Annotated in this window: 25 protein-coding genes; 3 read left to right on the top strand and 22 right to left on the bottom strand. The window is 65.9% G+C overall.

Going from position 1 to position 25215, the window contains the following annotated elements; all coding sequences use genetic code 11:
- Window positions 1–20: 20 nt before the first annotated feature.
- The 5 genes from E2K99_RS18965 to E2K99_RS18945 all read right to left on the bottom strand — a co-directional run bounded on the left by E2K99_RS18965 (window position 21) and on the right by E2K99_RS18945 (window position 5528).
- The gene (locus E2K99_RS18965) at window positions 21–662 is read right to left on the bottom strand and encodes a response regulator (RefSeq protein WP_034334097.1); all 642 of its coding nucleotides are present in this window, start codon (window positions 660–662) and stop codon (window positions 21–23) included.
- Window positions 663–887: 225 nt separating this feature from the next.
- Window positions 888–2462, bottom strand: coding sequence for a cryptochrome/photolyase family protein (locus E2K99_RS18960; protein ID WP_134223206.1), 1575 nt, complete (start codon window positions 2460–2462; stop codon window positions 888–890).
- Window positions 2463–2483: 21 nt separating this feature from the next.
- Window positions 2484–3737 carry an MFS transporter gene (locus E2K99_RS18955; protein WP_240733760.1) on the bottom strand — a complete coding sequence of 418 codons (1254 nt, stop codon included), beginning with the start codon at window positions 3735–3737 and terminating at the stop codon, window positions 2484–2486.
- Complete coding sequence (locus E2K99_RS18950; protein ID WP_134223205.1) at window positions 3734–4330, bottom strand: chalcone isomerase family protein; 597 nt, start codon at window positions 4328–4330, stop codon at window positions 3734–3736. Before E2K99_RS18950 ends, E2K99_RS18955 begins: the two co-directional genes overlap by 4 nt.
- Window positions 4331–4610: 280 nt before the next feature.
- Complete coding sequence (locus tag E2K99_RS18945) at window positions 4611–5528, bottom strand: LysR family transcriptional regulator (RefSeq protein ID WP_134223204.1); 918 nt, start codon at window positions 5526–5528, stop codon at window positions 4611–4613.
- Between the two features lie 159 nt (window positions 5529–5687).
- Between E2K99_RS18945 and E2K99_RS18940 the strand changes: the two genes are divergently transcribed.
- Genes E2K99_RS18940 through E2K99_RS18930 form a run of 3 tightly spaced genes read left to right on the top strand, consistent with a single transcriptional unit; the run spans window position 5688 to window position 9431 of the window.
- Entirely contained in the window at window positions 5688–6554 is an 867-nt protein-coding gene (locus E2K99_RS18940) for an intradiol ring-cleavage dioxygenase (protein ID WP_134223203.1), read from the top strand.
- A gap of 7 nt (window positions 6555–6561) precedes the next feature.
- Window positions 6562–7635 carry a maleylacetate reductase gene (locus E2K99_RS18935; RefSeq protein ID WP_134223202.1) on the top strand — a complete coding sequence of 358 codons (1074 nt, stop codon included), beginning with the start codon at window positions 6562–6564 and terminating at the stop codon, window positions 7633–7635.
- Window positions 7636–7694: 59 nt separating this feature from the next.
- Window positions 7695–9431 (top strand): tannase/feruloyl esterase family alpha/beta hydrolase, encoded by a 1737-nt coding sequence (locus E2K99_RS18930; protein ID WP_205703702.1) that lies wholly within the window; start codon window positions 7695–7697, stop codon window positions 9429–9431.
- A 20-nt stretch (window positions 9432–9451) separates the two neighbouring features.
- Here E2K99_RS18930 and E2K99_RS25595 read toward each other — a convergent pair whose 3' ends face one another.
- The 17 genes from E2K99_RS25595 to E2K99_RS18850 form a co-directional block, all read right to left on the bottom strand.
- Entirely contained in the window at window positions 9452–9622 is a 171-nt protein-coding gene (locus E2K99_RS25595) for a hypothetical protein (protein WP_166675084.1), read from the bottom strand.
- Window positions 9623–9734: 112 nt separating this feature from the next.
- The gene (locus tag E2K99_RS18925; RefSeq protein ID WP_134223201.1) at window positions 9735–10505 is read right to left on the bottom strand and encodes a hypothetical protein; all 771 of its coding nucleotides are present in this window, start codon (window positions 10503–10505) and stop codon (window positions 9735–9737) included.
- A 154-nt stretch (window positions 10506–10659) separates the two neighbouring features.
- Window positions 10660–11367 (bottom strand): 4'-phosphopantetheinyl transferase family protein, encoded by a 708-nt coding sequence (locus tag E2K99_RS18920; protein WP_134223200.1) that lies wholly within the window; start codon window positions 11365–11367, stop codon window positions 10660–10662.
- Between the two features lie 6 nt (window positions 11368–11373).
- Window positions 11374–11817, bottom strand: a complete 444-nt coding sequence (locus tag E2K99_RS18915; protein ID WP_039787281.1) for a hypothetical protein — start codon at window positions 11815–11817, stop codon at window positions 11374–11376.
- A 60-nt stretch (window positions 11818–11877) separates the two neighbouring features.
- The gene (locus E2K99_RS18910; RefSeq protein WP_134223199.1) at window positions 11878–13122 is read right to left on the bottom strand and encodes a beta-ketoacyl-ACP synthase; all 1245 of its coding nucleotides are present in this window, start codon (window positions 13120–13122) and stop codon (window positions 11878–11880) included.
- On the bottom strand, window positions 13119–13856 hold the full coding sequence (gene fabG, locus E2K99_RS18905) for a 3-oxoacyl-ACP reductase FabG (protein ID WP_039787283.1): 738 nt from the start codon (window positions 13854–13856) through the stop codon (window positions 13119–13121). The genes E2K99_RS18910 and fabG overlap by 4 nt, the downstream gene beginning before the upstream one ends.
- Window positions 13853–14326, bottom strand: coding sequence for a hotdog family protein (locus tag E2K99_RS18900; protein WP_134223198.1), 474 nt, complete (start codon window positions 14324–14326; stop codon window positions 13853–13855). The genes fabG and E2K99_RS18900 overlap by 4 nt, the downstream gene beginning before the upstream one ends.
- Entirely contained in the window at window positions 14323–15522 is a 1200-nt protein-coding gene (locus tag E2K99_RS18895; protein WP_134223197.1) for a beta-ketoacyl-[acyl-carrier-protein] synthase family protein, read from the bottom strand. The genes E2K99_RS18900 and E2K99_RS18895 overlap by 4 nt, the downstream gene beginning before the upstream one ends.
- Before the next feature lie 13 nt (window positions 15523–15535).
- Window positions 15536–16105 (bottom strand): DUF3261 domain-containing protein, encoded by a 570-nt coding sequence (locus E2K99_RS18890; protein ID WP_134223196.1) that lies wholly within the window; start codon window positions 16103–16105, stop codon window positions 15536–15538.
- Entirely contained in the window at window positions 16102–18525 is a 2424-nt protein-coding gene (locus E2K99_RS18885; RefSeq protein WP_134223195.1) for an MMPL family transporter, read from the bottom strand. Before E2K99_RS18885 ends, E2K99_RS18890 begins: the two co-directional genes overlap by 4 nt.
- The gene (locus E2K99_RS18880; RefSeq protein WP_134223194.1) at window positions 18518–19126 is read right to left on the bottom strand and encodes an outer membrane lipoprotein carrier protein LolA; all 609 of its coding nucleotides are present in this window, start codon (window positions 19124–19126) and stop codon (window positions 18518–18520) included. Before E2K99_RS18880 ends, E2K99_RS18885 begins: the two co-directional genes overlap by 8 nt.
- Window positions 19123–19587 carry an acyl-CoA thioesterase gene (locus tag E2K99_RS18875; RefSeq protein WP_134223193.1) on the bottom strand — a complete coding sequence of 155 codons (465 nt, stop codon included), beginning with the start codon at window positions 19585–19587 and terminating at the stop codon, window positions 19123–19125. Before E2K99_RS18875 ends, E2K99_RS18880 begins: the two co-directional genes overlap by 4 nt.
- Window positions 19580–21160, bottom strand: a complete 1581-nt coding sequence (locus E2K99_RS18870; protein WP_134223192.1) for an HAL/PAL/TAL family ammonia-lyase — start codon at window positions 21158–21160, stop codon at window positions 19580–19582. The genes E2K99_RS18875 and E2K99_RS18870 overlap by 8 nt, the downstream gene beginning before the upstream one ends.
- A complete protein-coding gene (locus E2K99_RS18865; RefSeq protein ID WP_134223191.1) occupies window positions 21147–22109 on the bottom strand; it encodes an LpxL/LpxP family acyltransferase in 963 nt (320 codons plus the stop codon). Before E2K99_RS18865 ends, E2K99_RS18870 begins: the two co-directional genes overlap by 14 nt.
- On the bottom strand, window positions 22106–22882 hold the full coding sequence (locus E2K99_RS18860; RefSeq protein ID WP_134223190.1) for a glycosyltransferase family 2 protein: 777 nt from the start codon (window positions 22880–22882) through the stop codon (window positions 22106–22108). The genes E2K99_RS18865 and E2K99_RS18860 overlap by 4 nt, the downstream gene beginning before the upstream one ends.
- A complete protein-coding gene (locus tag E2K99_RS18855) occupies window positions 22879–24672 on the bottom strand; it encodes an ApeI family dehydratase (protein ID WP_240733759.1) in 1794 nt (597 codons plus the stop codon). The genes E2K99_RS18860 and E2K99_RS18855 overlap by 4 nt, the downstream gene beginning before the upstream one ends.
- A complete protein-coding gene (locus tag E2K99_RS18850; RefSeq protein WP_121043555.1) occupies window positions 24647–25213 on the bottom strand; it encodes a COG4648 family protein in 567 nt (188 codons plus the stop codon). The genes E2K99_RS18855 and E2K99_RS18850 overlap by 26 nt, the downstream gene beginning before the upstream one ends.
- Window positions 25214–25215: the final 2 nt, after the last annotated feature.

Below are 25215 nucleotides of genomic sequence, written 5' to 3'. Positions count from 1 at the left end.
GGCCTTTCCTGGTTGATCCCTTAGCGGGTCTCGCGCTCCCTGCGGGCACAGCAGGCCCGCATGTAACCGCGCAATTCATCAAAATTGACCGGTTTGGGGAAGAACACCACCCCGGCCGGAATACCGCCGCGCATGGCCATCTCTTCCGCATCCAGGCTGCTGACGATGGCGATGCTCACATCCTGCAGCTCCGGATCGTGGAGGATGGTCTTGACCACTTCGTAGCCATCCATGCCTTCCATCACGATATCGGCCAGCACCACGTCGGGTTTGCTGCGCGCGATCTCCAGCAGCGCCTTGTAACCGTTGTCGCAATACACCAGATCCAGCGGCAAGCCCCAGGACCCGAGGGCGCCGGCATACAGCTCGCGCTGCAGGCGGTTGTCCTCGATCACCAGCACGGCGGTGCGGCCGTTGCCGGGACGCGCTGCCGGACTGCTGCGTCCGTGCTCGGCCGTCTCCCCGGACGACGAGGAGCCCGGCGTGGACTTGTAGGCATGCACCGCCGCCAGCGGAATGCGGCGGTGCCCGCCCTTGGTCTTCCAGGCCTCAATGATGCCGGCCTCCACCAATTGCTGGACGGAGGACACCGAGATGCCCAGGATGTGCGCCGCTTCCTGCGTGGTGCACACCTCGGAGCTGCTTGTCTTTGCGGTTTTCATAAATTCATTATCGGTATTTTACACAAATAAATCAAATTCATTAGATAGAATTTGAATTCGGTATAATCGTTTTTCGACGAAAAGCAACAGTGCTGCCCATGGGCAAGCCTTTGACGGCCCATTATGCAGAGAATTTCGTGAGTTCGTCAGATTTTGTGTATTTTGCCTGCGTTTACCGCAGCCGGCAGCAATTATCGCGCGCTGGGAGCGCCTGCCGGTGCGGCTTCAGAGGGTGTCGAGCTGGCTGCGCAGGTCGGCCGCGCGTTGTTGCAGGGCCTGGACATCGTCGGGCTGCATTTTTTTGATCTGCTGATAAGCCATGCCCATGCGCGGGTTGTTGCCGAAGGTGGATTGATGGCGCAGGAAGAAATCCCAGTACAGGGCATTGAAGGGGCAGGCGTCGGCGCCGGTTTTCTGCTTGGGATCGTAGGCGCAGCCCTGGCAATAATCGCTCATGCGGCCGATGTAGGCGGCGCTGCTGACATACGGTTTGGTGGCGATGATGCCGCCATCGGCCCACTGGCTCATGCCGAGGGTGTTGGGCAATTCCACCCACTCGAAGGCATCGATGTAGATGCCCAAATACCAGTGGTGCAGTTCCTTGGGATCGAGCCCGGCCAGCAGGGCGAAATTGCCGATCACCATCAGGCGCTGGATGTGATGCGCATGGGCCGTCTCCAGCGACTGGCCGATGGCGTGGCGCAGGCAGTTCATGCGGGTTTGTCCGGTCCAGAACCAGGCTGGTAGCGGCAGGCGGTGCGCCATTGCGTTGCGCTCGTCATAGCCGGGCATCTGCGACCAGTAGATGCCGCGCACATATTCCCGCCAGCCGATGATCTGGCGAATGAAACCTTCCACCGCCGCCAGCGGCGCTTTGCCTTCCCGCCAGGCCTCCTCGGCGCGGCGCACCACTTCCAGCGGATGCAGCATCTTCACATTGAGCGCGAAGGACAGCAGCGAGTGGAACAGGCGCTGGGCCTTGCTGCTCATGGCGTCTTCATAGTCGCCGAAGTGCGGCAGCACGGTGGTGATGAAGTGATCCAGGTGCTGCAGGGCTTCGGTACGGTCCAGCGGCCAGCGCAGCTGTGTGGCCTGGGGCTCGCCGAAGCTGGGCACACCTTGTGCCTGCAGCATCTCCCACAGGGCGCCATGGTCGTGCGGCTGGCGCCAATCCCGGGGTTCGGGCGGATTGCCGGGCCAGCGCTTGCGATTGTCCTGGTCGAAATTCCATTGGCCGCCTTCGGGCTTGCCATCGGCATCGAGCAGCAATTCGAAGCGGCGGCGCATCTGGCGATAGAAATGCTCCATCAGCCATTGCTTGCGGCCTTGAAAGAGGCGAGGCAATTCATTGCGCGCAGTGAGGAAGTGTTCGCTGTCGACCACGGCGGTCTGGCCCTGATGGGCCTGCGCCCAGTTGTCGCCCCATTGCTGCAGGGCCTGGTCGACGCGCCATTCATCCGGTGCCTGCCATTCAACGCGGGTGGCCTGGTAGTGCGCGGCCAGGGCGTCGAGATTGCCCACCAGCGACTGGCGGTTGCTGGGATCATCCAGACGGATATAGCGCACCCGGTGGCCGGCCGCGCGCAACTGCTTGCCGAAGGCCCGCATGGCCGCGAAGATGGCCAGGATCTTTTGCGCATGATGGAGCACGTAGTCGGTTTCGGAACGCACTTCCATGAGCACGTAGACCACCTCGGGATCGGCCTGGTCGAACCAGGAATGCTGTGCATTCAACTGGTCGCCCAGGATCAGGCGCAGGGTGGAGGCGGGAGTGGCGTGCGTGTCGGTCTTTTTCTTCATGATCTGCGAACGGAAAATCGCTCAGGCAGCGTGCTGACGGCCATAGCGCCCCAGCGCCACGAACGCCGCCAGTTTCAGCACGCAAGGCAGGGCCGCGTAGACCAGCGGCAGGCTGCTGCTGGGCCCTTGTCCGGGTTGGTAATCGAGGGCTGACAGCAATGGCAGGGCGATGCCTGCCAGCGCCAGGGCCAGCTTGCCCAGCATGGTCAGGATGCCGAAGGCGGCGCCCACCGAAGTGCGCTGCGTGACCACCCGCGCCAGCAGCACCGGTGGCAGCAGCAGGTCGGCACCCAGTGCTGCCCCGGTGGCCAGGCACACCAGCAGAAACGCCCAGCGGTCGCCCGGCCCCAGCAGGACCGCACCGACGAAGCCGGCAATGGAGAGCAGCATGGCCTGACGCCAGCAGGCGATGGTGCCGAAGCGGCGTGCCAGTGCGCTCCACAGCGGTAGCCCCAGCGCGGCCGCGCCGAAGTAGGCCGCAAGAAAGCCGCCAGCCAGCGCGCGTTCCTGCAATTGATCCTCGATGAAGAACAGCGCCAGCGTAGCCGGGATGGCGGCCGACAGGGCATTGAGCAGATAAGGCGGCAGCAGCGAACGAAACGCCCGGTTGGCCCACAGTCCGCGCAGCGACACGGCCCAGCGCTCGCCCTGCGCCATCATCGGCGGAGCCGGCTGGCGCAGCAGCAACAGCAGCGCCACGCCCAGCACTGCGCCGAAGAACAGGCAGTACCAGGTAATGCGCTGGTCGATCAGCGCCGGATCTGCAGCCAGGATCCCGACCGGCACCACACTGGCCAGAATCACGCCGGCCAGCCCCGCACCTTCACGCCAGGGGACGGCGCGCATGCCTTGTTCCGGCAGGCGCGAGCCCCACGACAGATAGGCGATGCTCAGCATGCTGTGCGCGCCATAGGCCAGCACCAGCATCGCCACCAGCCACACCATGGCCGCCTGCGGCGTGGAGGGTGGCTTCCAGAGACAGATGAAGGCAACTGCAAGCACCACCCCGGCAGCCGCCATCCAGCGCTTCTGACGTTGCGCCGAGCGATCCAGCAAGTGACCAAACAGGGGATCCTGCAGCATGTCCAGCAGGCGCGCGGCGAACAGCACCCAACCCAGCGGTGCCAGGGCCACGCCGACATGGCTGGCGTAGTAAGCCGGGATCTGCACGAACAGCGGCAGCGCGGCCATTGCCAGCGGTGCGCCCAGCAGGCCGTAGGCGGCATTGCTCAGGCGCGCGGAGGGGGGCGTTGCGGGCTGCGCGGCAGTGCTCAAGGCGTTTCCCCGAGCAGGCGGCGGCGCAGGCTTTCATCGCGGCTGGGCTGGCCCAGCCAGATGTTGAAGAAGGAGCGGGCCAGTTCTGGATCGGCGATCTCGGCCAGCATCTTGTCGCGGTCATACAGGCGCATGCCGCGCTGGGGCAGGTAGACACCGACCAGCTCGTCGCCGTCGGCGACGTCGACGAAGGCGCGGTTCAGTTCGCTTTTCCAGCGCGCCAGTGTCGGGCCGGCGATGGGGGCCGGGCTCATGCGCTGGATCTCTTCAATGGAGGTGGAGGCCAGCTTGTCGCGGCTGATCTTGACCTTGTAGTCGAGTTGCAGGGCAAAGGGCTGGCTTTCATCCAGCGGCTTCTGCGCTGCCCACAGCGTGGCCTGATAGATGCGGAAACCCAGCCAGGTCATGGTGCCGCTGCCCACGGTCTGGATCTGCGCGGGCAAGGCTTCGCGCCAGGGTTGTGCAGCGTGTGCGGCGCGGCCGGGCCAGAGGGTCAACAGCGCCATCAGGAACAGCGCGCAGCAGGTGAGACGCAGGTGCTGCTGGCGCAGATCCTGTTGCAGAGCGAGGGAGCGAACGGTGGCATTGGGCATCGGGGGTCTCCTCATGGGCAAGAAGCAGCATCACAGTCTTGTCAGCGAGCAATACAGTGCGCTGCATGCCGACAATACAGTCTGCGGTGTTCCTCAGTACACGCTGAGGGCCTTGGCAATACAGTCTGCAAGGCGATCAGCAATACAGTGTCGAGGTGTCAGCAACACCTCGGGCAACAAGATTACTACCAGTTTAAGATAAAAGCTACTGATCGGTATTTAATATTTACCAATTGGTATGGTGCGGTGGAATGTATGGTAAATGCTTGCGCAGCGCTGCTCATCGTGTCCACTTGCGCTCATAGTCCATTTCCTCGAAATGCTGCAGCAGGAAGTCGACGAAGACACGCACCCGGGCCGGCAGATGCTTGCGGCCCTGATAGGCGATGTTGATGGTCAGGCGCGGCAGGTCCCATTCGTCCAGCACTGGCACCAGGCGGCCGGCGACGACGTCGTCATAGATGATGTAGTTGGGCTGGATCAGGATGCCCAGGCCTTCCAGTGCTGCCGCGCGGATGATCTGGCCATCGTTGGACTGCATCAGCGCAGTGATGTCGAGCTGCAGTTCGCGGCCATCGCGATGGGTGAAGTGCAGCAGGTTGGGATGGTTGGAATGGCTGTACACCAGCAGGTCGTGCGCGGCCAGGTCATCCAGCGCGCGCGGCACGCCGCGTGCGGCGAGGTAGCCGGGCGAAGCCGCCAGGATGCGGCGGGTGGCGGCCAGGCGGCGCACGGCGATGTTGGAATCCGGTTCGAACTCGCGGGTGCGGATGGCGACATCGATGCCGCTGTCGAGCAGGTCGACGTAGCGGTTGGCCGCGACCACCTCCAGCGTGATGTCCGGATAGAGACGATGAAAGCGCGGCAGCAGCGGGCTGATGTGCTTCATGCAGAAGGACAGCGAGGAAGTCACCCGCAGCAGGCCGCCGGGGGCGACGCTGTTGGCATTGACCAGGGCTTCGGCTTCCTTCATTTGCGTGAGCGCCGCCTTGCAGTGGCGATAGAAGGCCTCGCCCGCCTGGCTCAGCGCCAGCCGGCGCGTGCTGCGTTCCACCAGGCGCGCGCCCAGGCGCTCTTCCAGCGCGGCCAGGCTGCGGCTGGCGGCAGCATTGGACATCCCCAGCGCCTCGGCGGCGCGCGAGAGGCTGCCCAGCTCGGCCACCTGCACGAAGAGTTCGAATTGATTCCAGCGGTCCATGGGACGGGCTTTCCGGGGAGGGGGAGCAGGCCGAAGTGGAAAACAGTTTTCCACTTTCGTCATATATCTGCGAAAAGATAAGACCTATATTACCGCTCAGCGGAAAAATCAGTCCAATCACAACACACACGCACAACACACGACAGCGACGAGGAGACCATGCTCAATCTCAATGAAGACACCATTACCCAGGCCGTGCTGGCGCGCCATGCCGGCATGCCCAATGAACGGCTGCGCCAGATCATGACCAGCCTGGTGCAGCACCTGCACGCCTTCGCGCGCGAGGTACAACTGACCGAGGAGGAATGGTTCGAGGGCATCCGCTTCCTCACCGAGACCGGGCAGCTGTGTTCCGACAAGCGCCAGGAATTCATCCTCCTGTCCGATACCCTGGGACTGTCGACGCTGGTGATGGCGCAGCAGAATCACAAGCCCGCCGGCTGCACCGAGGCGACCGTATTCGGTCCCTTCCACGTGGAGAATTCGCCGGTCTATCCGCTGGGTGCGGATATCTCCAACGGAGCCAAGGGCCAGCCCTGCTTCGTCAGCGGCAGCGTGCGCGGGCGCGATGGCCAGCCCGTCGCGCATGCCACGATGGAAGTGTGGCAAGCCGATGAGGATGGTTTCTATGATGTCCAGTATCCCGACCTCGAGCAGTTGCAGGCGCGCGGCACGCTGCATACCGATGCGCAGGGACGCTACCACTTCCGCAGCATCCTCGCCAATTCGTATCCGATCCCGCATGACGGACCGGTCGGCAAGATGCTGGAGACGCTGGGCCGTCATCCTTGGCGGCCGGCGCACCTGCATTTCCGCATCCAGGCCGAGGGCTATGAGACGCTGATCACCCATGTCTTCCGCCGCGGGGACGCGTATCTGGAGTCCGATGCCGTCTTCGGCGTGCGCTCCACGCTCATCGCCGACTGGCCGCGCCATGAGGCCGGACCCGCGCCCGATGGCAGCACCTGTGAGCAGCCGTTCTACACGCTGGACTATGATTTCATTCTCAATCCTCAGCGCACCTGATCCTGCCATGTCCCTGCCTGCCCACAACAGCTTTACCTATACCAGTGCCGCCGCCCGTGTGATCTTCGGTGCCGGCAGCCTGCAGCACCTGGTGCGCGAAACCGACCTGCTGGGCGCACGCCACGCCCTCGTGCTCTGCACGCCCGGCCAGCGCGCCGAGGCCGAGCGCGTCGCCGCCCTGATCGGTGAGCGCTGTGCCGGGATATTCGACCAGGCCGTCATGCACGTGCCCATCGAGACCGCGCGCCATGCCCGTGAAGTCGCACGCGAACTCGGTGCGGACTGCGCCATCGCCATCGGTGGCGGTTCCACCATGGGATTGGGCAAGGCCATTGCACTGGAATCCGAACTGCCCATCCTGGCCATCCCGACCACCTATGCCGGCAGCGAGATGACGCCCATCTATGGCATCACCGAAGCCGGCCTCAAGAAGACCGGGCGCGATGCGCGCGTGCTGCCGCGCACGGTCATCTACGATCCCGAACTGAGCGCGGGTTTGCCGCTGAAGCTGTCGGTGACCAGCGGCATCAATGCCATGGCGCATGCAGCCGAAGGCCTCTATGCGCCGGATGCCAACCCCATCATGTCGCTGCTGGCCGAAGAGGGGTTGCGCGCGTTGGCCGAGGGCTTGCCGCAGTTGGTGGCGCGCAGCGCTGATCTGGCCGCGCGCAGCCAGTGTCTGTATGGAGCCTGGCTGTGTGGCACGGTGCTGGGCAATGTCGGCATGTCACTGCATCACAAGCTGTGCCACACGCTGGGCGGCAGCTACAACCTGCCGCATGCCGAGACGCATACCGTGATCCTGCCACACGCGCTGGCCTACAACGCACCGGCGGCACCGGAAGCCATGCAGCGCATCGCGCGCGCCCTGGGGACCGACGATGCCGCGCAAGGTGTGCATGCATTGGCTGCCCGGCTGCAGGCACCGTTGTCCCTGCGCGAGCTGGGCATGCCGCATGAGGAGCTGGATCGCTGCACCGACATCGCCCTGCAGAATGCCTATGCCAATCCGCGCCCGCTGGAGCGGACGGCATTGCGGGCCTTGCTGGAGAATGCCTGGCAGGGGCGTGCGCCTGAGTGACGTATAGTGTTGCGGTGCAAGCGTTACGTAGACAACGTTGAGACCATCAGGAGACCGCCATGCCACGAACCACCCGCAGGCCCATGCTGTATCCGGCCTTGTTGAGTCCTTGCCTCATCGCGCTGCTGGCCGCATGCAGCAGCGCACCCGAGAAGCCTGTCACCGACACGCCGGTGAGCACGCCGCAAAGCTGCACCGCCTTGCGTACCTTCACCCTTCCGGCCGCAGCCATCGGCCTGCCCACGCGCGGCGCACGCGTGACGGCCATCGAGAGCGTGGTTGCCAGCGGCGACGGCGCCAAGGCTGTTGGTGCTTACTGCAAGGTGAGTGGCGAGATCAGCCCGGTCGATCCCGCTGCACCGGCGATCCGCTTCCAGGTGGACCTGCCTGCGCAGTGGAATGGAAAGGCCCTGATGTTCGGTGGCGGCGGCTATGACGGCACCATTCCGGACGTGGCCGCCAACGTCCCTGCCGGCGCGGCCACGCAGCCCGGTCCCTTGGGGCGCGGCTATGCCACCTTCGCCAGCGATTCCGGCCACCAGGCCAATGCCACCACGTCGCGCGATGGTTCGTTTGGCAGCAACGACGAAGCCTTGCGCAATTTCGCGGGCGATGCCTTGAAGAAGACGCGCGACGCGGCGCTGGCCATCGTCACCGCCCATTATGGACAGCGGCCTGCACGGGTGTATTTCGCCGGCGGCTCCACGGGCGGACGTGAAGCCCTGGCCATGGCCAGTCGCTGGCCGTCTGATGTGGATGGCGTGATTGCCTTGTATCCGGCCTGGAATGCCGTCGCACTGAACCTGCAGTTTGGCCGCATGACGCAGGCCATGGCGCAGCCGGGGGCTTATCCCGATGCGGCCAAGCGCAAGCTCCTGTTCGATGCCGCCATGGCGGCGTGTGACCGTCTTGATGGCGTGGCCGATGGCGTCATCAGCAACGTTGATGCCTGCAATGCGCGTTTCGATCCGGCCACGGCCTCGCTCAACGGCAAGCCCTTGCGTTGCGAAGGCGGAGGCGAGGGCGGCGACGGTTGCCTGTCGGACGCACAGATTGCTGCCTTCAAGGTCTTCAGCACGCCGCTGGAGTTGCCTTATCCACTGGCCAGCGGCGAGACGCGCTATCCCGGATTCAACACCTGGGGCACGGATTGGGGCATGGGCACGGGCAGTCCTTTCCAAGCCATCATCCAGACACTGGGACTGGGCACCGAGCAGCCCGCCAATCCGATGCCGGGCGTGAGCAGCAAAGGCAGTCCGCCGTATCACAGCACCTTCTGGGATCAGTGGGTGCGCTACTTCGTTACGCGCGATGTTAACTTCAATCCGCTGGCGCTGGATCCGCTGCGGCCGGGCGGGTATCAGGCGCGGGTGGTGGCGTTGAACGGCTTGCAGGATGTGAACCAGACTGATCTCTCGGCCTTCCGCAACAAGGGCGGCAAGATCCTGATCGCGCATGGCACGGCCGATGCGCTGGTCAGCACGCAGGCCACGCGGCAGTATCTGGGGCGCTTGCAGAAGACGATGGGGGAACAGCAGCTTGAGGGCTTCGTGCGTTATTACGAGATCCCCGGCTATGGGCACGTGTTCGGTACCGCTTTCAATGCGTCCTGGGATTCGCTGACTGCGCTGGAGCAATGGGTGGAGCAGGGGAAGGCCCCGGTGGATCAGATCGTGGTGGATACCACCGTGGTACCGGGCCGCAGCCGGCCGCTGTGCCGTTATCCGGCCTGGCCGCAGTATCGGGGGAGCGGGTCCGTGAATGAGGCGGGGAGTTTTGTTTGTGTGGGGCGGTGAGGCATTGATGCATTTACGCATCAATGTTTGGCATAGAGTCTGGCGACGACCATTCCAACGCGGCTGACGTTACACGTGATGACCTCTTGGTCGCCCTGCGCCAGGATCTGCAACAAGGCCCGGACTTCCGGGTTTCTCCCGTGCTGGCCGATGAGAAAGCCGACGGGGTTGGCGTATAAGCGGTAGCGCATGACCATGCTCCAAATAGATGAGGGCATACGCTAGCTTTTTTGCGGTCCGGCCACAAGATGTACATGAAGAGGAGGCCGGCTTGAACCGGCCCGTTCATCTCCATGCCAGACGTCAATTCACCTCAGGCCGCAACTCATCCTGGAACTGCGCCACTTGTGCACCGCGCACCGAGCAGCCGATGCGGCTGCCGGGGAAGGCGGGGTCGCGCGAGGGTTCGATGACCAGGGTCCGTTCCCCCAGCACGTTGGACTGGCCGCGGTAATAGTCGAAGCGCGTCGTGCGGTGCCAGCCGCCGCGATCGAAGATTTCCATGCGCACGTAGTTGCCGTCCAGTTCGCGGCTGGTGCGCTTGAAGTTGGGGATGGCCGCGCCCAGCACCTTGGCCAGCTGTTCCGGCGCGGCCGGGCTGTAGAAGCCCCAGCTCATCTTCTGCAACTGGCCGTTGCTTTCCGTGCGCTCATCGTAATAGCCGCTCAGGGTCTGGCCGTAGGCCTGCGCGCTGCCAGCGGCCGCAATGCGGTTGCTGCCGGGCGTGCGACGGTCCGGCACATCGATGCTGGCTACCGGGCCCTTGAGCGTGACTACGAAGGCCGGCGGCAGGCTGCCGGAGAACTGGCGCAAGGTGGCCGCAAAGCTGGCGTCGCAGCTGGCCAGGGCCTTGATCACGTTCTCGTACGGGCCGCGCTGGTCGGTCACTGCGCTTGCCTGAACCTTGGTGCGCAATTCATTGCGGGCCTCGTTGCGCTGTGCTGCTTGCTGCGCCTTGATCTCCAGCCGCTGCTGTTTGATCTGCAGCTTGGCCATCCGCTCTTCCGGCGTGGAGCAGGCGGTGGTCAACAGAAGTGTGCCGGCTGCGAGCAGCCAGGTGCGTGATGCGGACATGATTTCCCCTTGAAGTGTCTGCTGGTTGTAGGTCTTGTGTGTTGCTCCGGAGTGCCACTGTATTGCTCGCGCCATGCGAAGGTGTATTGCTCCGGTTTGCTGCTGTATTGCTTTGGTCTTGCTTGTGTATTGCCACTGTATTGCTGGCTTCTGGCTACGCTCCCAGCGCCGTACTGCTGGCCGCCATCCCCAGCAGCGCCTGCAGCGCGAGGTCTTGCGTACGATGCTGCCGCACCGGCTTCGCAGTGCATACGCACAGGTGATAGTGCGTCCCTTGCTCGTGATGCAGAAATGGCGTGGCATCGGCGGCCATGGCACCTTCATGCCGGGCGGCGTTGTGACGGAATTTGTAATCGGCTTCCTTGCCGCACCACAGACGATAGAAGGCGGCTTCCCGCGCTTCCCCGCTGAGCTGTGTCAGGCCGGACAATTCTTGCGGCGTGAAGGCGAGATCGGCCAGTGAAGACAGGTCGCGTTCGGGAGCCGGTGCTTCGATGTCCACTCCGATCTGCGAGCCTACGCTCACGCCGCAGGCGATCCAGCCACGGCTGTGCGAGAGGCTGGCCGCTGGCTGTGTGATGCCATCGGCGGGCGCACCGGCGATGCGCACCAGCGGGGCGGCACCGTGCCGTTCGCTCACCTCGATATCGGTTAGGCGGCAACTGCTGGCCTGCATCAGCGCATGCCGCATCAGCAGCCGCGCCAGCAGGAATTCGCAGGCGCGCTGGGGGCGCAGGAAGCCTTGCAGGCGCGTGCGCTCATCAGGAGACAGGATCGCGGCCAGCCGCCCCAGCGTGGCCGGGCACGCGTCCGCGCCGACGAAGGCGCGGCCATCCACGACCCAGGCCACGGTGGATGGCATGGCGGCTTACTGGCCCAGCTTGACGATGTCGCCCTTGAGGGCGACACCGGCCATGGTGGCACCGGCGTGGCATTCGAACTGGGTGGCGCTGGCCATTTCATTCTTCTTGTAATAGCTCACGATGTTGACCACGCCATTGCCGCCCAGCTCGCGGGCCTTCTTGTGCAGCTGTACCAGCGCCGAGAGGAAGACCCACTTGCAGGCCTCTTCATCACTCTTGCCGACGGCATTGGTCTTCTGGTTGGTGACGTCGGTGGCGATCTTCTCCAGCACTGCCGGGTGCGCCTGGCCGGCAAAGTAGAACTTGACCGAGCCATCCAGGATTCCTTCCTTGTCCTTCATGTCGGCGGTACTGTCCAGCGGCAGCAGGTGCTTGGTATCGCGCGCCTGGGCCGGCAGGGCGGCGGCCAGCGCCAGGGTCAGTGCGAGGGTGATGGAAATTGTCTTCATATCGCTTGTTTTCCTTGTCATGAGTGGATGCAGAGGGAGGGCAGAAGGGGCAGGCGAGCGTCAGGGCCAGCGCTTGAAGATCAGCGAGGTGTTGATGCCGCCGAAGGCAAAGTTGTTCGACATCACGTACTCGCACTGCAGTGCCCGGCCTTCGCCGGTGAGGTAGTCCAGCTCGCCGCACTCGGGATCGGGCTGCTGCAGGTTGATGGTGGGGGCGAACCAGCCGTGGCGCATCATCTCGATGGACAGCCAGGCTTCCAGCGCTCCGCAGGCCCCGAGGGTGTGGCCCATGTAGCTCTTGAGCGAGCTGATCGGCGTACCGTTTCCGAACACGCGCGCGGTGGCCTGGGTTTCGGCCATGTCGCCCTGGCGGGTACCGGTGCCGTGCGCATTGATGTAGCCAATGGCCGAGGGCGGCAAGCCGGCGTCGTCCAGCGCCATCTGGATGGCCGCCTGCATGGTGGCCGCATTGGGATTGGTGACGTGGGCACCGTCGCTGTTGGTGCCGAAGCCGACGATCTCGGCATAAATGCGTGCACCGCGTGCCTGGGCGTGTTCCAGGTCTTCCAGGATCAGGCTGCCGGCCCCTTCGCCCAGCACCAGGCCGTCGCGGTCGCGGTCGAAGGGGCTGGGAGTGAGCTGCGGCGTGTCGTTGCGCACGCTGGTGGCGTAGAGCGTGTCGAAGACGGCCGCTTCGGTGGCGCACAGTTCTTCGGAACCACCGGCCACCATCGCCACCTGGCGCGCGCTGCGGATGGTTTCATAGGCATAGCCGATGCCCTGGCTGCCCGAGGTGCAGGCGCTGGAGGTGGTGATGATGCGGCCGGTGATGCCGAAGAACACGCCCATGTTCACCGGTGCCGTATGCGCCATCATTTTGAGGTAGGTGTTGGCATTGATGTCACGGGTGTTCTTCTCGGCGAACATCATGGCGAAGTCGGCAATGGCATTGGGCGTACCGGCCGAAGATCCGTAGGCGATGCCCAACTGGCCGCTCTTGAGCAGCGGATCTTCCAGCAGCCCCGCATCGGCCAGCGCCCATTCGCTGGCGCGCGTGGCCATCAGGGCGACCCGGCCCATGCTGCGGGTGGTCTTGCGGTTGTAGCGTTCGGACAGCGAAAACTCCACGGCCGGGGCCCCCAGGCGGGTGTGCAGGCCGATGTATTCATCCCATCCGGGCATGCGCTGCACGGCATTGCGCAGGGTCTGCAGATGCGCCAGCGCGCTGTTCCAGTCGGTGCCGATGGGGCTGATGCCGGCCATGCCGGTGACCACCACCCGGCGCTCGTTGAGAGGGCGCGTCATGCCAGGCCTCCGTTGACCGAGATCACCTGGCGCGTGATGTAGGCCGCATCGGGCGACATCAGGAAGGCCACGGCGGCGGCCACTTCCTCGGGTTTGCCGGCGCGGCGCGCGGGGATCAGCTTGAGGATCTCGTCGACGGGCGCGTCTTCGGTCATGTCGGTATCGATCAGGCCGGGGGCGACGCAATTGACGGTGATGTCGCGCTTGGCCAGTTCCAGCGCCAGTGCCTTGGTGGCACCGATGACACCGGCCTTGGCGGCGCTGTAGTTGACCTGGCCGCGATTGCCGATCAGGCCCGACACCGAGGCCAGGGTCACGATGCGGCCGGCCGCACGCCGCCGCACCATGGGCATGACCAGCGGATTGAGTACGTTGTAGAAGCCATCGAGGTTGGTGCGCAGCACGCTGTCCCAGTCCTCGCCGGGCATGGCGGGGAAGGCGTTGTCGCGGGTGATGCCGGCATTGCAGACCACGCCGTAGTAACAGCCGTGCTGTTCCACATCGGCCAGCAGGGCCTGCGCGGCCTGTTCGCGATGGGCCACGTCGAATTGCAGCACGCGGGTCTGGCGGCCCAGCGCGGCGATCTCGGCGGCGACCTGGTCGGCAGCATCGCGCCGGGCGTGGCAATGCAGGACGATGTCATATCCCTCGCGTGCCAGGCGCAGCGCGATGGCGCGGCCGATGCCCCGGCTTGAGCCGGTAACGAAAATGCTGTGTGCTCCCGATGTGGTCATGCCATACCTTCTTGAAGATAGTGTGTTGCATCGTGCGGCTGGAATACCGACACGGTGGCTTGCGCCAGTTCTTGTTGGGTCGCCAGGTCGGTGATGCGGCACTCGAAGGAACCCAGTCCGTTCTCCGCCTGCAGCAGCAACTGCACCGATACACCCAGCCGCATGCCGGTGGCGAACTCCGGCACGCTGCAGCCATAGCGGCGTGCCCCCAGCAGGAAACCGATCTTGGCGTGGCGGCCCTTGATCCGTTCCTGATAACCGGCCCAGGCTGCGATGCTCTGGGCCATGTATTCGATGCCGACCCAGGCGCCCACGCCAGTGCCGTTGTGGAACAGGCTCTCGGGACGGATCTCCAGCTCGGCCTGCAGCCGGTCTTCACTCACTGCGACCACGCGGTCGATGAGAATCATGGGCGCGGCGTGCGGCAACAACTGCTCTACCGGCGGGATGCTGTGCGGGAGCGAGCTCATGCGTTTTCCTCGCGCGAAAAGACCAGCGCGACATTGCTGCCGCCAAAGGCGAATGAATTGGAGAGGACGTGCTGCAGTGGCCTGCCGAGGCGCTGGCCGACCTTGACCGGAGCCAATTGCGGCAGCGCCGGATCGGCAACGCCATCCCACAGGTGGGGCGGCAGCAGGCCCTGCGGGTTGTCATCCTGCATCAGCAGCCAGCACAAGCCGGCTTCGATGGCGCTGGCCGCACCCAGGGTATGGCCGGTGAAGGGCTTGGTCGAACTCACCGGCACCTCGAGCCCGAACAGTGCCTGCACCACCCGTGACTCCATCGCATCGTTCTGCGCCGTGGCCGTCCCGTGCAGGTTGATGTAATCGATCTGGGCGGCATTGAGTCCGGCGCGGCGCAGGGCCTGGCCGATGGCCAGTTGCGCGCCCCGGCCTTCGGGATCGGGGGCCGAGATGTGATAGGCATCGGAAGACTCGCCCCAGCCACTGAGCCGGACCGGTGCGGGTTCGCGCGTGAGCAGGAACAGCGCCGCACCCTCGCCGATGTTGATGCCGCAGCGATGCAGCGAGAGCGGATTGCAGGGTTCGCTGCTTACCGATTCCAGCGCCGTGAAGCCGGAGATGGTGAATTCGCACAAGGTATCGACCCCGCCGCAGAGGACGGCATCGCACAGGCCCATGTTGAGCAGACGCGCGGCGCTGGCGATGGCCTTGCCGCTGGAAGCGCAGGCGCTCGATTGCACGTAGGCCGGACCGCTGGTGCCCAGCGTCAGTTGCAGCGCGGTGGCCGGCGACCCCAGCTCCTGCTGACCGTAGTGGTAGCCGGGCGGGAAGCTGCCGCTGGCGGCACGCGCTGCAAAGGCGGTTTCGCCCTCGGCGATGCCGGAGGTGCTGGTGCCCAGCACGATGCCGATGCGTTCTGCACCGAAACGGGCGATGGCGGCATCGACCTGGGGACGGATACGTTCCAGCGCGGCCAGCGCCAAGCGGTTGTTGCGGCTGCGCTCGCGCAGCGGCAGGTGGTCGTCTGCGGGGAGGAGCGTGTCATCGGTCACCGCGCCCAGGGCCAGCGGCACGCCCTGGGCGTCGCGGTAGCGCGCATCGGCGCGTAGGCCGCTGTGGCCGGCCAACAGGCGCGCGCGGATGGCCTCATGCGTGCTGCCGAGCGGACAGACCATGCCGAGGGCGTTCAGATAAAGGCTCATGCGTGTGGCGATGTCATTCAGAGGTCACCACCGACTGTATGGTCAGCTTGTAGTGGTAACGCAGATTGTTCAGGATCACTTTGCCTCCCCAGCGGCGCTGGTCGGGGTAGTCGATCACGGCAATCGTTTCGCCGTGGAGCAGGAGGGTACGTTGAGCCCGGGCTTCGCGCAACTCCCAGCCCTCGGGAAGGGCCTGGCGGATGGCGTCAGCCGGCCACAGGGTCAGCTGGACGTCCTGCAGTACATCTTCACCTTGCACCTGGCTGGGCAGCATGGGGTGGCGCCAGACCTGCAATTGCTGGCCGTCATAGTGAAGCGACATGACACGCTGGCCAAACGCCAGGCCGACCAGGTCGACGTGGCTGGCATCGATTTCCAGCGCCGTGTCGAGCTGGTCGACACGGTTGCCGCGCTCTACCGTCAGGTGTTGCTGCAGGCTGATGTCCTGGCCCAGCGCGGCTGGCGGCAGGCGCAGGGACAGGCGCGCCGACGGGCGCGTATCCGGGGGTAGCGGGCTGGCACAGCCGCCCAGCAGAAGGAGGGTGGCGGCACTCACGGCGGCCAGCTGGCGGGAGGGTTTCATGCGGATTCCTTGTCCGGCTGTGCGCGCTGAACCAGAAGCGGGTCGCGGCCGGGATGGGTGAACAGAGGGGCCAGCAGCCACACCAGCAGCATGCCGCACAGCATGGTCAGGCCGAAAGCGTGCAGCGGCGGGCTGTGGCTCAGGGCCAGCAAACCGAAGGACAGCAATGCGCTGGCGGCCGACAGGCCCACGGTCAGCCAGGCGTGGGGACGCTGGTGGCCGGAGGCTTCCAGCAGGAAGATGCCGTAATCCACGCCCAGCCCCAGCACCAGCAGTCCGGCCAGGACGTGGAACAGTTGCAGCGGCAGGCCCAGCCAGCCGAACAGGCCCAGCGTCAGCAGCGAGGCCAGCAGGGGCGGGGCCAGCGCGCGCCAGGCGCGGCGGCGGTAGCGCAGGGCCAGCAGGGCGAAGATGGCGGCGTAGGCACACAGCAGCGCCCAGCCCATGGTGATGCGGTATTGGCGCAGCACGGCCGAAATGTCGCCCACCTTGTCCACCCATTGCACGCCCGCCAGTCCATCGGCCACGGCGGCCAGGCGGTCCAGCTGGCGATAGTCGGTCAGGCCGCGCAGGGCTACGATGCTGGCGAACTGGCCGTCCACTTGTCCCAGCCAGAGGTGGCGCGAGGCGGTACCGGCCGGGGTGGCCAGGAATTCTGCCGGGGTGAGCAGCTGGGCCTTGTCCAGCATGCGCTGGCGCAACGCTTGCGCCCATTGCGGGCTTTCATCGATGGCTTGCGCGGTGAGGGTGACGGCGTCGGGCGTGGCAGCTTGTGGCTCCAGCAGCGCGCGCCGCAGCAGGGCCAGGTTGTCCTGCTGGCGCTGTTGCGAGGGGACCCAGTTGGACACCGCCTGTACGCCACTGATGAGCTTGCCTTGCACCAGGGGTTGCAGCTTCTCGCGCAGGGCTTCTTCCTGCCGCAATACGGCCTCGGGCGAGGCGCCGCGCACCAGGTAGAACTGGACCGGAGCGGCCATGTCCAGCAACTGGCTGATGCGGATCTGATCCTGCAGCAAGGCCGGCGGACTGTTCTGCAAGGCGCGGATGTCGTCGCTGCTGTGCAGACGCGTGATGCCGGCGATGGCCAGCCCGATCAGCGCCACCGCTGCCGGCAGGACCAGGTGCCAGGCCACGCCGCCCAGCAGATCAGGCCAGCGGGCGATGCTTTGGCCGAAGCGCTGCGCTTGCGCACTGGCACGCAGGCTGTGCGGACCGATCAGGCGGGGGAACCAGCAAGCCACCGTGAGCCAGGCAAACACCAGTCCCAGGGCCGAGAACACGGCCATTTGCTGCAGGCCGGGGAAGGGCGTCAGGGCCATGCCGAGATAGCCGATCAGCGCCGCCAGCAGCATCAGCGCCAGCCCCGGCAACAGGCGGCGCAGCAGGCTCGTCGAGTCCTGCGTGGCCGGTGCGGCCAGGCGCGCGCAGAGAAAGTAGATACCGTAATCCTGGGCGATGCCGATCAGGCTGGCACCGAATACCAGCGTCAGCAGATGGATCTTTCCGAACAGCAGCATGCTCACCGACAGCGCACCGAGGCAGCCGACGGCGATGGACAGGGCGATGTAGAGAATCGGCTTGAGCGAGCGGAAGCTCAGCCACATCAGCAGCAGGATGCCCAGCAGCGAGCCGGCACCGATGGTGGCGCTTTCGCTGCCGGCCTGGGCGCTGGCAGCGGCCGCATGCAGGACCACGCCGCCGGTGATGACCTCGCTGGCCTGGCTGCGGGCCGCCTGGCGCGCCTGCGCCAGCAGCGGCACGATCTGCTCCTGCGCCTGCATGGAAAACGCCGGGGCCTTCAGTTCCAGCAGCAGCAGGGCGTAGCTCACGCCATCGCGCTCGACGAAGAGCTGGCCGTCGCGCGGGCGCACGGGCGTCTCCCTGGCGCGTTCCTGTACCCAATCGCTGAAGAGTCCGAAAGGATCATCCTGCCAGGCACCCAGGCGGGGGCCGCCGAACGCGCCGTACAGGCCGCTCAAGGCGCGCTGGCTCCATGCCTGCGGCGTGCCGCTTGCCAGCTGGGCGCGCTGGGCCTCACTGAGCAGCAGGCTGCGGCTGCCCGCCAGGCTGTCGAGCCACTGGTTTTGCCATTGCGCGTCGTCGCCGCTGATCGGGGCGATCAGGCCGGAGTGCGCGCGCAAGACCGTGAGGTAAGCCTGTGCACCGGCCTGGGCCCGGCTCCAGTCTCGGTCGCCGACCAGCACCACCAGCTTCTGCTGGGCCGCATCGACCATGTGCGAGAAGGCTTGCTGGCGTACCGCATCGCGGCCACCGGTGCCCGGCAGCAGGGCCAGGATGTCGGTATCGGGACTGGCGCGCTGGCCCAGCCACAGCCAGGCATTGTGGCCGGCCACCAGCAGCACCGCCAGCAGCCAGGCCAGCGCCAGCAGGCGCGGCTGGCGGCGCGCGGGCTTAGTCAAACAGGGCTCCTTCGTCGGCCGTCATCGCACCCTCGCCGGTCTTGATGGCCGAAAAACGGATCTCGGTACGATCGCCGCTGGCTTCCTTCATGTCGACCTGTTCCACATAGTTGGCACCGGCCAGGCTGATGTCGCCGATGGCCTTGGCCAGTGCCGGCTGGCGCGCTTTGAGCGCGACCTGCCAGTGGCCTTCGCGCAGGCTGCCATCGAGTTCGAAGAGCGTATCGAGCTGGCTCAGGTCGCCGGCCAGCAGGGAGAACAGCACGCTGTTGATCATCTTGACCACCGGCTCCTGTTGCGCATCGAGCTTCATGGCCACGCGGCCATCCTGGATCTGCACGATGGCCTCGCGCGTGATGCGCAGGGTGCTGGGGAAGGGCTGCAGTGTCTGCCACAGGATGCCCCGGCCCTTGAGCACGCAGAAGCGGCCCTGGGCCTGCAGCGGCTTCTTGATGCCGGTCAGTTGCTTGGTCTGGTCGAAGCGTCCGCACATCACGGCCGGCTTGGCCAGGGTGGCCTGGATCTGTTGCACCGGGGCGGCGGCGTGAGCGGGCAGCGCCGCCAGCCAGGCCAGGGAGACGAGGAAGGTTCTTGCGTTCATGGGGCAGGAGGCTTCAGTCCGAGCTTGTGCCACAGTACCGGGGGCGATACGAAGCACATCTCGTGGTTGTTCATCTGCACCGCCACCTGGACGGTGGAGGCGCGGGTCAGGCGAGCGCCGCTGGCGGCGTCGCTGATAAGGTAATCGATGCGCAGGCGGTTTTCCCACTCGACGACGGCCGCACTGACGCGAATGCGCTGGCCGAAGCGGGCCGGTGCGGCATAACGCAGGTGCAGATCGATCACCGGCCAGCCATAGCCGGATTCCTTCATGGCCGGATAGTTGTAGCCGAGGCCATCGAGCAGGGCGCAGCGCGCGGCTTCCATGTATTCGACGTAGCGGCCATGCCAGACGATTTCTATCGGATCCAGGTCATAGAACTGGATCTGCAATTCGACTTCGCCGCGCCACGGGGAATTGGCCAGGGTGACTTTGCCCGCCGGCAGGACGGTCTCACTCATACAGGCTCCAGGCCTGGGCGCGGATACGTTGCAGCAGCAGGCGCAGGTCGGGCTCCAGCATGCGGTCTTCATCGACCACGGCAATGTCTTCGGCCAGCGCGGCCTGCATGGCGGCCAGGCGGCCGGCGGGCAGATCCTGCAAGGGCGTGTCGCCGGCCTGCTGGCGCTGGCTGCGCAGCCAGACACCCTGGCGTACCGTGATCAGCAGGGCGGCGGCGACCTGTTCGGTCAGCTCCAGCACGCGCAGGCAATCGCGTGCGGCAATCGTGCCCATGCTGACCTTGTCCTGGTTGTGGCATTCGGTGGAACGCGAGAAGACCGAGGCCGGCATGGTCAGCTTGAGGGCTTCGGCGGTCCAGGCCGAGGCGCTGATCTGCAGCGCCTTCAGGCCATGGTTGATGGGGGCGCGCGGGCCTTGGGCACCGGACAGATTGGCCGGCAGGCCGTTGTTGTAGCGCTGGTCTACCATCAACGCCATCTGGCGGTCGAGCAGGTCGGCGATGTTGGCCACGGCGGTCTTCATGCTGTCCATGGCGAAGGCGATATGGCCGCCATAGAAATGGCCGCCGTGCAGCACGCGTTCGCCGTCGGGGTCGATCAGCGGGTTGTCGTTGGCACTGTTGAGTTCGTTCTCGATGAACTGGCGCAGCGACGGCAGGGCGTCATTGAGCACGCCGATCACGTGCGGCGCGCAGCGCACCGAATAGCGATCCTGCAGGCGCTTTTCGTTACGGTGCGCCTGGCCGCACGGCAGGTCGCGCTGCAGCCAGCCGGCCACCTGCTGCTGGCCCGGATGCGGCTTGGCCGAGAACAGGGTGGCATCGAAATGGTGGGCATTGCCGTCCAGCGTGAAGCTGCTCATGGCCGTGATGCGGGTGGCCAGCTGGCACAGGTAGCGGGCGCGGTCGAAGGCCAGGCAGGCCAGCGCGGTCATGACGGCCGTGCCGTTCATGATGGCCAGGCCCTCCTTGGGACGCAACCGCAGCGGTGTCATCCCCGCTCCCGCCAGCGCCTCGGCGGCCGGCACCGTGGCGCCGTCGCGCCAGACCTGGCGTTCACCGCACAGCACCGCCGCCAGGTAGGACAACGGCGTCAGGTCGCCGCTGGCACCCACCGAGCCTTCGCAGGGAATCTGCGGCAGCAGGTCGTGGTGCAGCAGGCCGGTGATCTGTTCCAGCAGCGCCACGCTCACACCCGAGAAACCCTGGCACAGCGAATTGAGACGGGCGGCCAGGATGGCGCGCGATTGCTCCGGCGTGAACAGCGCGCCCAGGCCGCAGCCGTGGTAGGTGTAGAGGTGGTGCGGCAGTTCCGGCACCAGTTCGGGCGGGACGGTCACCGTGCAGGAATCCCCGTAGCCGGTGGTGACGCCATAAATGGTGCCATCCTCGCGCAAGAGGCGGTCCAGGAAATCGGCACCGCGCGCAATGCGCGCACGGAAGCTGTCGGCATCGTGCAGTTGCGCCGTGCGCTCGCGCCGCGCCAGTGCCACGACATCCTCGATGGAGAGAGGCTGGGCACCGAAGCGGATGGGGCTGCTGCTGGCGGAAGAGGAAACGTCAGTGTGAGGCATGGTGTTCGTCCAGGGCCGAGTCGGCCCAGAAGTCATAGAAATTGAACCACTGGTAGGGCGCTTGCAGGCAATGCGCTTCCAGTCGTGCGGCGTAGGCGCTCGCCAGTTCGGCCAGTGCTTCGTCGCGCTGCTTGCGCGGCAGGACGATGCGCTCGCGGAAGGCCTCGAAACTCACCTCCGCGCCCTCGGCGCTGCGGCGCGAGAACATCAGGTAGACCGGACATTGCAGCAGTGCCGCCATCACGTAGGGCCCGATCGGGAAAGGCGCGATCCGGCCCAGGAAGGATGCGCGAGCTACCCGAGGCTGCGGCGAGACCGGAACGCGGTCACCGGCGATGACCACGAACTCGCCCTGCGCCACTTTCTCGGCCAGCACCATGGCGGTGGCCGGGGACATGTCGGTGACCTGCATCAGGTTGAGCTGGCTGCCGGGATCGAGCTGGGCCAGCATCTGGTTGAACGCCTGGGCATGCCGCGTGTGCACCAGCACCGTGAGCTTCAGAGCCGGATGCTGGCGGCCGATCACGCGGCACAGTTCGAGGTTGCCCAGGTGGGTGCAGATGATGAGTCCGCCGCGTCCGGCGGCAATGGCATCGGTGATATGGGCGCTACCGGTCAAATGAACTTTATTGATCGGGAACAGGCCGCCCCACAGCAACATCTTGTCCAGCAGGCTTTCGCCGAATGCGGCGAAGTGAAGGAAAACGCCAAAAAGTCCGGAGCGCAGCGGCAGTTGCGGACGGTAGCTGCGGACCTGCGCCAGGAAGTTGCGCGAGGCCTGGCGGGCACGGCCATTGGCGGCGATGTACCAGCACAGTACCGGATAGAGCATGAGCCGGAAGGGCAGCCGGCCCAGCACGCGATGGACCGCGAACAGCAAGCGCATGCCGGCCACGAAGCTGACTTCGTTGATCTGCGCCCAATGGCGCGCGCGGGGTGGCTGGCTCATGCGCTGCGTCCGCCCAGCCGACGCCAGCTGCCGCGCGCCAGCAGCACGGGCGCACGCAGCAGCATGCCGAAGAACAGGCGGGCATGCATGCGCGAGATCAGGACATTGTCCAGCCAGACCTGGAAATGCGACACGCCGTCGGCCGGATAGCGCACCCGCGTGGCGAGGTTCTGCACGCGCAGACCGCGCCAATAGAGGCGTACCAGGATCTCGGTGTCGAAATCCATGCGCCGGCCGATGTGAGCCTGGTCCATCAGCTGCAGCGTCGGAGCCAGCGGATAGAGCCGGAAGCCGCACATCGAATCGGCAATCTCCAGTGAAAGCGTGTTGATCCACACCCAGACGTGGGTCAGGTAGCGGGCATAGAGCCGGCCCTTGGGTACGCTCTCGTCGTAGATCGGTTTGCCGTTGATGACGGCGGCCGGCGCTGCCTGCGAGGCCGCCAGAAAGCGCGGGATGTCGGCGCTGTCATGCTGGCCGTCGGCATCGATCTGCAGGGCGTGAGTGTAGCCGGCTGCTGCAGCATGGCGCAGGCCGGTCATGACGGCACCGCCCTTGCCCTGGTTGTGCGGATGGACCAGCAGCGTGATGTGCTGCGGCTCGGCTGCGGCCAGCTGCTGCAGTACGGTGGCGCAGGCGTGACTGCTGCCATCGTCGACCAGGATGCAGGGCAAGCCGTGGCCGCGCACGGCGGCGACCACCGCGCCGATGGCGTGTTCGTGGTCATAGACCGGGATCACCACGATGGTGCTGTGTGAGATGCCGGTCTTCATGCCGCTCCCAGCAGGAAGCGGCCGCTGGCATGCTGCCCGGCCTCCGAATGCAGACGGAAGGCCAGTTGCGACTTGGCTGCATCGTGCTGCAGTTCCAGCACGACGCGCATGCCGGGCGTGATGACGCGCTGGAATTTCAAGGCCTGCAGGCCCAGGAACCTTGGCGGCAGGCTGAAATAGCGCCGGCCCAGGATCAGGGACCACTCGGTCTGCACCACGCCGGGCAGGATGGGGGAGCCGGGAAAGTGGCCCTGGAAGTAGAGCAGGTCGGCGGGGATCTCCAGCGCCAGTTGGACCTGCTCGGCGGTGCGTTCAAGTTCGGTCACCCTGGGCAGGGTCGGCGGGCTGGCGTTGGCCGCGCCTGCGCTCTCCAGGAGCGCGGTCAGTGCCGAGAGCGTGACCTTGCCCTGCGGATTCAATGGTAGCGCCGGCAGGTAACGCCACAGGCGAGGCAGGGCAATGGCTTCGACGGCATCGGCCAGGCTGGCCTTGAGAGCGGCATTGAGGGCCAGTTTGCCCTGGCCATCCAGCACGGCCTGGCCTTGCGCCGTCGGCACCACGAAGGCGGCGATGAACTGGCGCGCCCTGCGGCCCTGGTGCACGATCACGCGCACGTCTGCCACCAGCGGGCTGGCGGCCAGTCCTTGTTCGATGCGGGTCAGCGAGATGCGCTTTTCTTCGAGCTTGACGATGCGGTCGCTGCGTCCGCGCAGTTCGAAAGCCGCCGGCAGGCCGTCCACCAGCACCGCACGGTCGGCCATGCTGAACCACTGGTCATCGGGCAGATGCGGAGAACGGACTTGCAGCGCGCCTTCGGCACCGATGCGTACCGACACGCCGGGCATGGCCTGCCAGTGTTCGCGGCATTGCAGCAGATCACTCTCCGGCTGCCGCCAGGCGATGCCACCGGTCTCGGAGCTGCCATAGATTTCCAGCGGACGGTGACCCAGCAGGCGTGCGGCATCGCGCGCGGCCTGTGCCGGCAGCGGACCACCGGACGAGAAGATGGCGCGCAGCTGCCGCGCGTCCGGCTGCGTGGCCTGTTCGGACAGACGCGTCAGATGGGCCGGGCTGGACAGCAGCAGCCAGGGACGCGGGCCCGTCATGCGCTGCAGATCCTCCGGAAAGAAGGCGCTGCCGGCATGGATGGGACGGCCCGCACAGAGCGCCCAGAGCACTTTGAACAGCAAGCCGTAGATGTGCTGGTGCGAGACCGTGGCCACCACGTCGGCCTGGCCCGCGATGCTGCCGAAGAGCGCCTCCAGCGTGGCCACTTCATTGGCCATCTGGCCGAGCTGCTTGGGGATGGCCTGCGCCTGGCCGGTACTGCCGGAGGTGTAGACCACCAGCCCGGTGAAATCGGCGCGCAGGGCAGGCCAAGGTGCGAGAGCATCGTCAGGGACGGCATCCGCAGCCGGCCACAGGGCCGGGCAGTGGGCACCGAAGTCTCCCGCGAATGCATCGACCTCGGTACGCAGCTGGCGGCAGGTTTCGGGCAGGGTATCGCTGGGCAGGTAGGCTGTCTTGCCGGCCAGCCAGATACCAAACAGGGCGGCGGCGAAGTGCAGGGAATCGTGATGGAACAGCGCGATGCGCTCTCCGGGCGTGGCCGTGATCAACTGCCGCCAGCGCAGCACTTCGGCGCGCCAGGCAGCGTGCGTGAGTGCGGTACCATCGCGCCATCCGATCACGCGCTCACCGTCGAAGGCCTGGAAGGGGAGCTGCAGCAGGTCCAGCTGCGCGGTCGTGTTCATGGCGGCCACCTCACGCATGATGCTGGCGGCGTACATACAGACGCACCAGATATTCGCCGGCGAACAGCACGCCCATGGCGACGTAGGAAATGACTCCGGTGTACATCGACCACACCGCAGGGGAGGCCCACAGGGCGGTGCCCAGGGCGATGCTGCCGTTGACCGCGAAGAACAGGCACCAGACCTGGGTGACCCGGCGCGTGTAGGCGACGACGAACAGGGGCAGGTCCGGAGAGCTAAGGCGCGCCATGCGTTCGATCACCGTGGGCGGCTTGTAGAGGCTGTAGCCGAACAGCGCCAGCATGCCGGCGCTGATGGCCACCGGATAGAGCTTCAGCGGCAGCAGCGCGTTCCAGAGCAAGGCCGGTGCGGCCAGCGCCAGCGCGGCCACGCCCATCCAGCGCAGGGGGCGGCCAGTGCGGCTGGTGAACAGGCGCACGGCGGCGATGAGCACCAGCAAGAGGGCCAGCAGGCGCGGTTCAAGCTTGCCGTGGGCATACCAGATCAGCAGGGGATACAGCAGGATCAACAGCGGGCCGGCCAGGCTGGCCAGCCGGGACATCGCAGGAGGCTTCATGC

The organism is Herbaspirillum huttiense, assembly GCF_004367745.1.
GTDB lineage: Bacteria > Pseudomonadota > Gammaproteobacteria > Burkholderiales > Burkholderiaceae_D > Herbaspirillum > Herbaspirillum huttiense.
The sequence above is the reverse complement of the archived record's forward strand: the minus strand, read 5'-3'. Positions and strand labels throughout refer to the sequence as shown.

Bases quoted from the DNA above. Each gene is read 5' to 3' on its own strand.
- E2K99_RS18965 (WP_034334097.1), bottom strand. From the start codon at position 662: ATGAAAACCGCAAAGACAAGCAGCTCCGAGGTGTGCACCACGCAGGAA.
- E2K99_RS18960 (WP_134223206.1), bottom strand. From the start codon at position 2,462: ATGAAGAAAAAGACCGACACGCACGCCACTCCCGCCTCCACCCTGCGC.
- E2K99_RS18950 (WP_134223205.1), bottom strand. From the start codon at position 4,330: ATGCCCAATGCCACCGTTCGCTCCCTCGCTCTGCAACAGGATCTGCGC.
- E2K99_RS18945 (WP_134223204.1), bottom strand. From the start codon at position 5,528: ATGGACCGCTGGAATCAATTCGAACTCTTCGTGCAGGTGGCCGAGCTG.
- E2K99_RS18940 (WP_134223203.1), top strand. From the start codon at position 5,688: ATGCTCAATCTCAATGAAGACACCATTACCCAGGCCGTGCTGGCGCGC.
- E2K99_RS18935 (WP_134223202.1), top strand. From the start codon at position 6,562: ATGTCCCTGCCTGCCCACAACAGCTTTACCTATACCAGTGCCGCCGCC.
- E2K99_RS18930 (WP_205703702.1), top strand. From the start codon at position 7,695: ATGCCACGAACCACCCGCAGGCCCATGCTGTATCCGGCCTTGTTGAGT.
- E2K99_RS25595 (WP_166675084.1), bottom strand. From the start codon at position 9,622: ATGCGCTACCGCTTATACGCCAACCCCGTCGGCTTTCTCATCGGCCAG.
- E2K99_RS18925 (WP_134223201.1), bottom strand. From the start codon at position 10,505: ATGTCCGCATCACGCACCTGGCTGCTCGCAGCCGGCACACTTCTGTTG.
- E2K99_RS18920 (WP_134223200.1), bottom strand. From the start codon at position 11,367: ATGCCATCCACCGTGGCCTGGGTCGTGGATGGCCGCGCCTTCGTCGGC.
- E2K99_RS18915 (WP_039787281.1), bottom strand. From the start codon at position 11,817: ATGAAGACAATTTCCATCACCCTCGCACTGACCCTGGCGCTGGCCGCC.
- E2K99_RS18910 (WP_134223199.1), bottom strand. From the start codon at position 13,122: ATGACGCGCCCTCTCAACGAGCGCCGGGTGGTGGTCACCGGCATGGCC.
- fabG (WP_039787283.1), bottom strand. From the start codon at position 13,856: ATGACCACATCGGGAGCACACAGCATTTTCGTTACCGGCTCAAGCCGG.
- E2K99_RS18900 (WP_134223198.1), bottom strand. From the start codon at position 14,326: ATGAGCTCGCTCCCGCACAGCATCCCGCCGGTAGAGCAGTTGTTGCCG.
- E2K99_RS18895 (WP_134223197.1), bottom strand. From the start codon at position 15,522: ATGAGCCTTTATCTGAACGCCCTCGGCATGGTCTGTCCGCTCGGCAGC.
- E2K99_RS18890 (WP_134223196.1), bottom strand. From the start codon at position 16,105: ATGAAACCCTCCCGCCAGCTGGCCGCCGTGAGTGCCGCCACCCTCCTT.
- E2K99_RS18880 (WP_134223194.1), bottom strand. From the start codon at position 19,126: ATGAACGCAAGAACCTTCCTCGTCTCCCTGGCCTGGCTGGCGGCGCTG.
- E2K99_RS18875 (WP_134223193.1), bottom strand. From the start codon at position 19,587: ATGAGTGAGACCGTCCTGCCGGCGGGCAAAGTCACCCTGGCCAATTCC.
- E2K99_RS18870 (WP_134223192.1), bottom strand. From the start codon at position 21,160: ATGCCTCACACTGACGTTTCCTCTTCCGCCAGCAGCAGCCCCATCCGC.
- E2K99_RS18865 (WP_134223191.1), bottom strand. From the start codon at position 22,109: ATGAGCCAGCCACCCCGCGCGCGCCATTGGGCGCAGATCAACGAAGTC.
- E2K99_RS18860 (WP_134223190.1), bottom strand. From the start codon at position 22,882: ATGAAGACCGGCATCTCACACAGCACCATCGTGGTGATCCCGGTCTAT.
- E2K99_RS18855 (WP_240733759.1), bottom strand. From the start codon at position 24,672: ATGTACGCCGCCAGCATCATGCGTGAGGTGGCCGCCATGAACACGACC.
- E2K99_RS18850 (WP_121043555.1), bottom strand. From the start codon at position 25,213: ATGAAGCCTCCTGCGATGTCCCGGCTGGCCAGCCTGGCCGGCCCGCTG.